The organism is Lacticaseibacillus sp. 53-4 (assembly GCF_016861805.1).
In the GTDB taxonomy this organism is placed as follows: domain Bacteria; phylum Bacillota; class Bacilli; order Lactobacillales; family Lactobacillaceae; genus Lacticaseibacillus.
In genome coordinates this window covers 1-9,747 of sequence record NZ_BOLT01000045.1, presented here as the reverse complement: position 1 = coordinate 9,747, position 9,747 = coordinate 1, and the positions used below count along the sequence as shown (strand labels likewise).

10 protein-coding genes and 1 pseudogene are annotated in these 9,747 nt (G+C 48.6%); 9 read left to right on the top strand and 2 right to left on the bottom strand.

Annotated elements, in window-relative coordinates; translation table 11 throughout:
- Window positions 1-483 precede the first annotated feature (483 nt).
- From mazE to JUF21_RS11065, 9 genes and pseudogenes are all read left to right on the top strand, one after another.
- Window positions 484-708, top strand: a complete 225-nt coding sequence (gene mazE / locus JUF21_RS11105) for a type II toxin-antitoxin system PemI/MazE family antitoxin (protein WP_203664663.1) — start codon at window positions 484-486, stop codon at window positions 706-708.
- Window positions 695-1,057: a type II toxin-antitoxin system PemK/MazF family toxin gene (locus tag JUF21_RS11100; RefSeq protein ID WP_203664660.1), complete on the top strand. Its 363-nt coding sequence runs from the start codon at window positions 695-697 to the stop codon at window positions 1,055-1,057. Before mazE ends, JUF21_RS11100 begins: the two co-directional genes overlap by 14 nt.
- A 550-nt stretch (window positions 1,058-1,607) precedes the next feature.
- The gene (locus JUF21_RS11095) at window positions 1,608-2,015 is read left to right on the top strand and encodes a hypothetical protein (RefSeq protein ID WP_203664657.1); all 408 of its coding nucleotides are present in this window, start codon (window positions 1,608-1,610) and stop codon (window positions 2,013-2,015) included.
- The gene (locus JUF21_RS11090) at window positions 2,012-2,374 is read left to right on the top strand and encodes a hypothetical protein (protein ID WP_203664655.1); all 363 of its coding nucleotides are present in this window, start codon (window positions 2,012-2,014) and stop codon (window positions 2,372-2,374) included. The genes JUF21_RS11095 and JUF21_RS11090 overlap by 4 nt, the downstream gene beginning before the upstream one ends.
- On the top strand, window positions 2,371-2,523 hold the full coding sequence (locus tag JUF21_RS11085) for a hypothetical protein (protein WP_203664653.1): 153 nt from the start codon (window positions 2,371-2,373) through the stop codon (window positions 2,521-2,523). The genes JUF21_RS11090 and JUF21_RS11085 overlap by 4 nt, the downstream gene beginning before the upstream one ends.
- Complete coding sequence (locus tag JUF21_RS11080) at window positions 2,520-2,717, top strand: hypothetical protein (RefSeq protein WP_203664651.1); 198 nt, start codon at window positions 2,520-2,522, stop codon at window positions 2,715-2,717. The genes JUF21_RS11085 and JUF21_RS11080 overlap by 4 nt, the downstream gene beginning before the upstream one ends.
- A pseudogene (locus JUF21_RS11075) lies at window positions 2,701-3,097 on the top strand (hypothetical protein). The gene JUF21_RS11080 and the pseudogene JUF21_RS11075 overlap by 17 nt, the downstream one beginning before the upstream one ends.
- Before the next feature lie 5 nt (window positions 3,098-3,102).
- The gene (locus JUF21_RS11070) at window positions 3,103-3,474 is read left to right on the top strand and encodes a hypothetical protein (protein ID WP_203664649.1); all 372 of its coding nucleotides are present in this window, start codon (window positions 3,103-3,105) and stop codon (window positions 3,472-3,474) included.
- Between the two features lie 29 nt (window positions 3,475-3,503).
- Entirely contained in the window at window positions 3,504-4,028 is a 525-nt protein-coding gene (locus tag JUF21_RS11065; protein WP_203664647.1) for a transposase domain-containing protein, read from the top strand.
- A gap of 625 nt (window positions 4,029-4,653) precedes the next feature.
- Here the strand turns inward: JUF21_RS11065 and JUF21_RS11060 are convergent.
- Together JUF21_RS11060 and JUF21_RS11055 are read right to left on the bottom strand one after the other, a co-directional pair.
- Window positions 4,654-8,796 (bottom strand): discoidin domain-containing protein, encoded by a 4,143-nt coding sequence (locus JUF21_RS11060; RefSeq protein ID WP_203664645.1) that lies wholly within the window; start codon window positions 8,794-8,796, stop codon window positions 4,654-4,656.
- A 102-nt stretch (window positions 8,797-8,898) separates the two neighbouring features.
- Window positions 8,899-9,747: PTS sugar transporter subunit IIC (locus JUF21_RS11055; RefSeq protein WP_203664644.1), on the bottom strand; the 849-nt coding region annotated here is incomplete at its 5' end.

Genomic DNA, 9,747 nt, shown 5'->3' with positions numbered 1-9,747 from the left:
TACCGGAGTCATGCCGTAAAGGAAATTGCATAGGCACTTTAATTATTTCACCTGTCTACTTGACGCGGACCAGCGCCATCTTCGTGATTTCCGAGTCTTGGTCCTATTTTGAAGGGGTTATGTCACAGCCCCCTTTTTTGTTGCCATTCGCGAGCGAGTGGCAATGCTTTTTGAGGTCGGTTTTGCCTTGCGAAACCGACCTGCACTTTGACCCCGTTTGCCGAGGCAAAATCGGGGGTGCCTTTGAACTACCGAAGGGAGTCAAGGGGGGGAAGCGGAGCGCCCCTCCTGCACACGGCCTTCGTCAAAAGGATGGAACACTATCGAAAGCCCAGATTGCACGCACGCTTGGCATCAGCAGACCCACGCTTTACCGAATTGCAGCCGAAGTCGCCGAAAGCATTCAGAATTGATGAGCAAAGCGTTAATAGACATTAAGCGTGGTCTGGTGTATACTCGGTATATACGAAAGGAGTGGTCAGAGTGAAAGTAAAAGCTAGAAAAGTCGGGCATTCCGTGACGCTCACTGTTCCGAAGCAGCTTCTCGTCGAAGAAGGACAAGAGTTTGACGTTCAGCGTAAGGCCGATGGGGCCATCGTTTTCATTCCGAAACACCGGAATCCATTTGAGGGCGACTGGTATAACGCTGATCTCAAACAAAACGACGTGCTAGGTGACCGGGAGGTTCTTGATAGTGAGTGGAGCTGAGTATATCCCGCACAAAGGTGACATAGTGAGTGCTAGATTCGATCCAAGTGCTGGCAAGGAGATCCAGAAGCGCCGGCCGGCTCTTGTCATCAGCAACGCCAAATACGCAAAGATGACAGGTCTCGCAGTCGTCTGTCCAATTTCCCATGCTGAAGGCAACCGCCTCAAATCTACTGGGCTTCTGGTTCCACTACATCAGAAAAAAGCGGACGGCTACGTCAACCCCCTTCAATTTCACACATTCGATTTTCGCCGCCGTCGTTTTGAGCTGATTGAGCGCATTGCCTCGGACACGCTGGCGCAAACATTGCAGACAATTAACGACATCATTAACGCTACCGAACCTTGAGAGCACGGATCTATTAAAGGCTGACTAACATCAGCCTTTTTTTTGTTCCGCATGAAATGAACCTCCGGCCCCGCGCTTCAAGGACCGAAGCACGAGTCCTCAGTGGTCATGCGGTGGCGCGGCCCAAGGGCCCTTTCGCGCTCACCGCGGCTACCTAGATTTCTACTGAAGGTTTGCAATCGGCAAAGGTAGCAAAGAAACCAGGTCAAAACCAAGTTCAAGTGCAGGCCTCACAGTACGCCTCGTGCACGCTACGCCTAACGCCGCTTCGCGGCTACACCGGAACCCTTTCACCAGCAAGGGGCAAAAACTTTTGCAAGTCCGGCAAAACTTTTGTGCTCAGATCACCCTTGCCGGTTCCAGGAACCCGGTGTTACGGCTCCGACGTTGCACGAGGCGGTCTGCGAGGCCGCAGTAGAAGACAGGCCCCGGTCAGGGCGGGTGGAAAAGCATTATGGGAGAGCGAACACAACTAAGCGTAGCAGTAGTCCAAAACGGTGAAGAATTGTGTCGGGTCTCAATTCATTATCAGTAGGGATACGGCCGCGTCATGCTCATGGACGCGCTTCACATTGGCTGGTCTTTAGAGTCTCGGCCATGTTGGCGCCATACAGCAGACGAAGACAAGCAGGTCGCTCGGGACATTATCGGTTATGCCGCCGGCGTTGAGAACTTTGGCGAAAGAGATAATCGCTACCACGAGAATTTAACCGAAATGTTCAACTGGTCAGACAACAACGACGGGTTCGCCGAGCTGACCGTGATGCTAACTGATGACAACGTAATGGGCCTAGAGTTACGTGTATACGACCACATGGGAACGGCTTGCACGCTCGCAGAATATGTACGGCGGAGCGAAAGCGGCGAATATGCAGACAGTGCTTTCCAGCGTCACTTCAAAGCACTGCTAACAGATATTGGTATCGACCTTATCGAGAAAATGGAGGTAGAAGCATGACCCAGCACACGTATATTGCTTATTCAGGTTTCACGTTAGCCGACGGTGCTCATGATTGGCAGGAGGAGGTGACCGCCACAAGCCCAGCGGCGGCCTTACAGGAGGCCATCATCAGCATTTTTGTTCATACGGGCCGCGTACGCTACCCAAACGAGTTTGGGGTGAACCTAGCAAGCGTCGCGGTGCCCACGCACGTCATCGCAAGCGCCGAACTAAGCGGGCTACCCGTTACCTATAAAGAGACCAACGAAAACGGCATGGTTTCATTATCTGATTGGCAAGTGATTGTAGCCTACCTCAAGACTGCACACGGCAAGGCCCAACGCGTTTTATACGAAGAAGGAGAAGAAGCAAAATGACTGAAAAAGAAGAGCTGGCGAAGACACGAGACGCTTTCACTGCAATTGTAGAGTTTCTCAGCGAGCGTGATTTTTACGACGTTCGCTACGAGGTAGAGACCGTGTCAGAGTATCTAACCATGCTAAACAACGAGGAGGCCGCGGTATGAAGGTAACTAACGTACAATACCGAGATAATCCAGCGGCGGCATTTGCCGCCTTCACAAGTATCATGAACAGCCTATCCAAAGATGATTATGCAGACTTCCGGCCGGAGCTATCGGTCGTTTCCGAATATCTCGCTTACCAAACCGCAAAAGCCGCCTTATCGGCAGAGGAGAAAGATAATGAAAACAACCTATGATGAAGTTGTCAAACAGCCCGTTGACCGTCTAGCTCAAACCATGCAGGATATGACATACTGCTACCACGAAACGGAAGTTCCCAAAGCCCACTACAAGAAGCTTCTGGGTAAGGCCGTGGAGGAGGTTGTCGCAGATAGTGTCAACGTCAACATGGTGAACGCCTACTACAAGACACTGGCAGAGTTCAACAAGGGTAATCGCGAATGGTACGTTGCCGCCGTGTTGTGCATCGAGTTAGGTCTCAACCCCAGCAAGGCCCAGTCAGCAGGAGCTGGACGCCATCAGTCGCCTTACGGCGGCTGTGGTCAGCCAACCAAAGCAGGGCTTCCTTGCCGCAGACCTGAAAACCGCATTTGAACAAGCAACCCAAGGAGTGTGATTGAAATGGCCTTACAATCGAGCATTTTAAGCTATCAAGACCGTGGTAAGTGGGGCAAGAGCAGTTACCGTGGCAACGTATCAGGCCACGTCATCAAGGACTTGCTGGAAACATACAAGCCGAAGAAATTCGTGGAGGTGTTCAGCGGCGGCGGTACCGGCAAGGACGTGGCGACCGACCTAGGCATTGAAAACAGCGTGCATCTTGACCTGTTGAATGGCTGGGAAGCACTCAAGGACGAGATGCCGGTTCAATCAGACCTTATATTCTCACACCCGCCATACTGGGACATTATCGACTACGCGACCCAACGCGGGTCATACGATAAGGACGACCTATCAAACGCCATGCCTACGATACGTTCATCGAAAAGCTAGACGTTATCAACGAGAAGATATACGACAGTTTGGTCAAAGGTGGCCGCCATGCCTTCTTGGTTGGAGATGTTCGCAAGAAAGGTCACTACTACTCAATCATTAAAGATATGACTTGGTACGGCGACCTAGAATGCCACCTCATCAAAGAGCAATTTCACACCGTTAGCGGCCGCAAGAGTTACGGCGGCACATTTATCCCGATTGCTCATGAACACCTACTGGTGTTCATGAAGAACGAAATCTGGCAAGTCAACATCAAGTACACCAAGGACTTCACACGTACAATGGCAGATATGCCGCACGCGACATGGCACGACCTCATCTATTCTATTGTCAGAGGTCATGGCGTCACTAGTCTAGCCGATTTGTACGATGCCTTGGCACAGACCGCCAAAGCCAACGGCTTAGATCCACGGGCATATATCGAAGAAATTCTACATGAATTGTCACAGTTCCCAGCCGTCCCTAAAGCGGCGCAACTGGAAGCTTATTTGCCTTGGAATCTGTCTAAATCGAGACCGATAGTCGACATAGCATGGACCACCAAAATATGAGTGTTAGACATTGCCGTTACTTGGGCGATTTCTAGCGCTCTATTAGTTTTCAAGACGGTCTGTTATTGGGTGCTTACTTTCCATTGTGATTTTGGTCAAAATAATACCCCCAAAGTTGTTGCCAACTTTGGGGGTAAACGTCACAATCATTAGACTTTTTGTCTAACAATTGTAGGGCACATCAAGTGTGGACCTTCCAAAGATAAAAACTATTAATCAACACCATTTGACACAGAGTCAAAGTTTTAATGGGTAAAAAGTTGCACTTGAGTTGACAATTCGTCTGTAATTAAAACATAGGAGACCAGCCTCTGCATAATCCTATATCAGTGCCGCACCCAGCCAACCGAGGAGCAGTTGGCGGCTTATTTCTCATGGCACCAGAACGAGACCGCGACAAAGCTGACCACTTAGACAGCAGCGCACCCGCGACTGGTTTTGTTCGGCAACGAGTACGTTGCTTTTACGATACGGGTGGTTGTTAGGTCATACCTTCAACTTGCTTCACCAGCTCTTTGTAGGCCTTTGCTAGCGACTGATGGGGCCACCTCATGGCGATTCAAAAAATTGCTGAACCCCCTGCGGTATACGCTGATCCACTATCTGTGCAACATGAATGAATCGCTCAGTCCTTTTCAGAATGCCCCCACCGACGAAAGTGAAACATCCCAACGACAAACACAATCCCCACGCCCATGAACGTTGCAACAAGATTATTTTGATCCCCTGTGTTTGGCAATTGTCTTTTCTTAGTTGCTTTTGCTTTGACTGCAGTTGGTTTCTTCTCTCTGGATGAATTGGTTGCCAGGTGCTGACTTTCTTTGCCAGCCAGTTCATTTTTGTCCTGCCCTTTACCCGTTTTCGCTTTTAGACCGTCAATGGCGGAAGTTAATGCCGTTGTGGTCTTATCCAGCTTCTCCTGAGTCGTGGCTTGTTCCAACGCAGCTTTCAATGCGGTTACTGCTACCGTGACACGTTGCCAGCTTTCCTGGGTGTAATTCGTAGCGTCTAGGGTCGAGAATTTACTAAGGGCGGCTCGGGCAGCACTCGTGTCAACCTTGACAGACAGTTTAAGGTTATGAATTGCATCAGTCAATTGCTGCGTTGTCGCGTCGATTGCTCGCTGCGTTGGAGTCGCCGTTTGCCGTAATTGCTTAGCCGCGTTTAATGCACTAGACAAGTTAGCCCAACTGTCATCGGTATAGTCTGTCCGATTCAGCCCACTCGCTTTAGCAATCATACTGTCCAAACTACCAAAATTGACTTCAGGCTTTTGGACGAGATTCCGAGCTGCTGTGACTAGAGTCTGAAGGCTATTATCAACATCTGACTGATTTGCAGCTTCATCATTCATTACCTTCTCCGCGACTTTTAATGCATCCTGTAGCTTGGCGAAACTACTTAGATCGTAATCAGCCGCATCCATTGACGCATATTGATCACAGACTGCTTTCAACGTAGTCTTATCAACTTGGCTATCATTGTAAGCCGCCAGTTCCCAAAGCGAAAAGGCCAAACCAGGCCGTGCCTTTAGACATTGAAGACGAAGGTACCGGACTTGCGTAGGCTTGAACTTTTCAACCTCGACACCGCCTTGGCCGTCATTGTTCGTTAACAGATCAAAATATGTTTCCCCGTCGAAAGAACCCTGTAATTTATAGACCTGGGCAGAAGCAATCTCCCACTGCAGAACAACTTTGTTAACCATTGTTGGAGTGCCAAGGTCAAAAGTCACCTCAGCATTATCAGTGCTGCCAGAGGCCCAACGCGTCTCAGTATTACCATCGTTTATGTGGTTCTCAGGATTGGCGTCTTCATGTTGAGTGGCCTTAACTGGTTTGTTAAGAACAAGGTTGGGCAGATCCTGACCAGAAAGTACCACTACTCGTTCGGCAACAACGCCACTGCCATCAACAGCCTTCGCCTGAACGATAACAACGCCGTCGTGGTTCGGAGTCAACAAGCCACTGGCCTTAATTGTGGCCAAATCGGTTGGCGAACCATTCAAGTTGACAACCGACCAAATAACGCGCTGGTCTGTCGCATCTTCGGGCAATATCTTAGCAGTATATTTAACTGCGGCTCCAGGCACACTGACTGTGGTCGGGCCGGATATACTCATGCCTATCACTGGCTGGGTAATTGAGGCTTGTCCAAAGATTGTCACCTCATAAAGGGAAGCTCCCCAGCTTGCTTTTTCATCTGCATAAACTCTGACATAACGCCCTTCAGTCGACTGTGTTGGCACAACCGTGACTACTTTAGGCGTGTTGCCTTCATCCTCCTCGACCTTGATGGTATGCCAGGTGTTCCCATCATTGGAGACTTGAACCTCGTACTTTGGTGGCCGAGCCGCCTCCCAGTTCAAACGAATCGCTTGAATAGACGAAACATGCTCTAAGTCTACCGCCAACCACGGGTGATCGTCATTCTTGTCTGCGATCCAGCGCGTTCCTGTATCGCCATCAACGGCCAAGTCGCCACCCAAATTCCCAGTCTGGCTAGAAACCGTGACTGGCTTGTAAAGGGATAACGGTGGCACATCCTGACCTGTAATCGTGAGCTTAACTTTGGCGCTGACACCAGAGCCATCCAACGCCGTGGCAACCAGATAAACCGTACCATTGGCTACACTAGTGACATTGCCTTGCTGATCGACACTAGCAATTTTGCTGGTATTACCGCTTGCATCTTGCAAGGACCAGGTGACCCTTGAGTCTTCGGCCGTTACCGGGCTAGCTTTTGCAGCGAATTGATGCTGTTCGCCTAGGTAGTCGAAACTCGTCTTACCTTCAACAGTGATCTTGGCAACTGAATCGGTACCGGGCTTGACTGTACGTTCAGCACTCGTGCCATCAACCAATTTGTTGTTAATAAACACCTGATTACCTTTAACGACTTGGGTACTATTGGCCGGTGCAAGAACGATAACTCGTGCTGAATCGGCAAGCATTTTAAAGCTCTGCTGACCGGAAACATTCCTGGCCAAATATGTTCCCGTTACTGAGTCATAAAGATCATGCTTTTCTTTACCAAGATCAATTTTGACGTTCTCAGTTTGTTTGTTTGGATTGTAGTAAAGATACGTTTGATACATATTATCCTGGTAGTAATCAGTCTTTGAGCAATCTAACTGAAGAATGTTAGACACATTAGTTCCAGAAACTAAAGCCCCTAAAACACCGGTGTAAAAGCCCCCATAGAGGCCAAAATTGGTAGCATTTTTGCCAGCTTTCCAACCTGTGGTGCGATTATTTTCGGCATCCCCGTTGCCGTAAATGGATACACCATTAGCTTGTTTATCCAAGGCCTCATAAGCCATGACATTACCTTCTGGCTTGCCAATATAGTTACCATCGGTCTGATGATCCGGAGCTAGTTCGGTGGGCAAGAAGTACCGCGTTGCATTAACAATATTGAGTGCCCACTTACCCGTCATCTTTGCATAACTAGGATCATATTTAGCAGCCGGTAGAATAGAGGTCATTGGATAAATCGAGTTAAAGAAATAAGCTAATCCACTCTTCGGGTCACCAGTTAGTCCGTACACATCTGTCCCATCGGCGGTGTAGTTGACTCCACCCCACTGCCGAACAGAACTACCAGCTGCAGTTGTGATCCAGCCAATATATTTGGCAGTATTGTAATGGGTGCCCTGCTCTGCGTTCATCCGGTTAGCCAGATAAACTGCATCAATCAGCATGTTCTCGTAGTACGGATTCTTGGTTAAGCTATCGAGATAATCCATGCAATACTTTGCATAGGTCAGATACTGCTCGGCCTTTTGGGGATCACTAGCCTTGAAAATGTTATAAGCATCATATAGAAGATATGCTGTCCCCACAGCACCGTCCGGCTGCATCCGATGAGCTGTGGTGACCACCTTCATGTTCATCATGTCGTAGCCTTGGATGTTGAAGTCACAATTCTTGCCACCCAAGGCATCAACCATCTTCACCATCTTATCGGCGACTTTTTCTTGCAAGTCTTTGATTAAATCTGGTCGCCAATCCTTATTTAGGTAGGCCAGACGGAAAAAATTCTGATTTGCAATCAACATGTACCAGAAATCATCAAAGGCTTGATACGCCCCCGGCATGTTCTGAAGTGTGCTCATTGAGCCATTGGGCACATTAGTAAAGATATTCGTGCCCTTTTTCGTCCAGAAAAACTTCAACGCATCATCCAGATAAGTTTCATATTTGATGTTAAGTGCATCGGCATCCTTGACTTCACCAGAAACCGAGCCTTGTAGCTCCTTAGGTAGTTCCTGGTTCATATTCATACCCATTAAAGATGCGGATATCAACCCACTGGTCACTGAAATCGATTCTTGATCGTCGGCCCCGTAATGCTTATTCGCTACGTTATCAGTTAATGGCCGGTCTTCACCATAAAAGGCCGGAAGCATGTAGCCGCCGTATCTGTCATCACGATAAATCGTCGAAAATGAGCGCAATGGATCGGTCGAAATTTCTGTTTTCTCGGAAAAATTAGTTGCTGCCGGATTAAAGACAAAGTCAATCAGCGCTTTCCCTCTCGCCTTCCAATCAACCAGCTTAAAATTATTGGGTAAATCAGGCATCGCATCAATCGTATCGACACTTCGCTGCACCAAGTTTTGGTGATCAGCCGCCTCATCAACCGTCGTCGCGTGTACAATGACTGACGTCGGCATGTTCGGTAATTGTGGTACAAGAGTAACAGCCAGCGCTAATGGTGCTAAAAGTAAAAGTGCTTTGGTACAGAGTGAATCCCACTTTTTCAACTATTGTCGCCTCTTTCCCTTCCTCAATTAAACTAGTTCACAATCAAATTATTTCCTTTTTTGCTTCATGATTTTCCTCGATCATCGAAAGTCTTTTGATTGTCACTCAGTAGTTGCTTCGCGTGCCTGTTCCGCTTGTTTGACAGTGACTTTTTCACTGACCTTCAAGAACGGCACGTAAACCGCGATGTTGATGACTAAAATCACAATTTGAACAATGACAGCGCGCCAATCCCCAGCGGTAGCAAGAAAACCACTGATCAACGGCGGCGTGGTCCAAGGCACCATGACGACCACCCGACTCATCCAGCCGGCAGCGGTAACCGCATAGGCAATCAGGATCCCAATCACCGGGTTCAAAACGAACGGAATCATCATTGGAATGTTGAAGACAATTGGAAACCCGAAGATGACCGGTTCATTGATGTTGAAAATTCCTGGCACCGCTGACAAAGCAGCGATGTCGCGGTTGGCTTTCACGCGAGAAAACAGGAACACCGCAATCAGCAAAGCAATCGTAGAGCCGGTGCCCCCCATCATGCCAAAGGTATCCCGGAAGGTATTGGACATGATGTAAGGAATAGGTTTATGGGCGGCATAAGCAGCTGTGTTCTTCGCCATGTTGACCAACAGCACTGGATCGAGCAAAGTCCCATTGATAACCGCTTGGTGAATACCCAACGTGTAGAGGAAGTTACCACAGGAGTAAATCAGCAGCATGCCAGGTAGGCTGGTGTTCATCCGCCGCAGTGGCTCCTGGATAATCATGGTAATCAAAGCAATCAGATTACTGTTCCACAACACAATGAGCAAAGCACTGATCAGAGCAAACAAGCTTAACGTCATAAGAGCAGGAATTAAGGAATTAAATGAATCCCCCAGTTTACAATTCAAGTGCAACACCCTGACGACTAGACCAAAAAGGCCATGAAGACCTATTCTTGTTAGTAC

Excerpts from the sequence above, each read along its gene's own strand:
- JUF21_RS11095 (WP_203664657.1), top strand. The coding sequence starts at position 1,608 with ATGCTCATGGACGCGCTTCACATTGGCTGGTCTTTAGAGTCTCGGCCA.
- JUF21_RS11090 (WP_203664655.1), top strand. The coding sequence starts at position 2,012 with ATGACCCAGCACACGTATATTGCTTATTCAGGTTTCACGTTAGCCGAC.
- JUF21_RS11085 (WP_203664653.1), top strand. The coding sequence starts at position 2,371 with ATGACTGAAAAAGAAGAGCTGGCGAAGACACGAGACGCTTTCACTGCA.
- JUF21_RS11080 (WP_203664651.1), top strand. The coding sequence starts at position 2,520 with ATGAAGGTAACTAACGTACAATACCGAGATAATCCAGCGGCGGCATTT.
- JUF21_RS11070 (WP_203664649.1), top strand. The coding sequence starts at position 3,103 with ATGGCCTTACAATCGAGCATTTTAAGCTATCAAGACCGTGGTAAGTGG.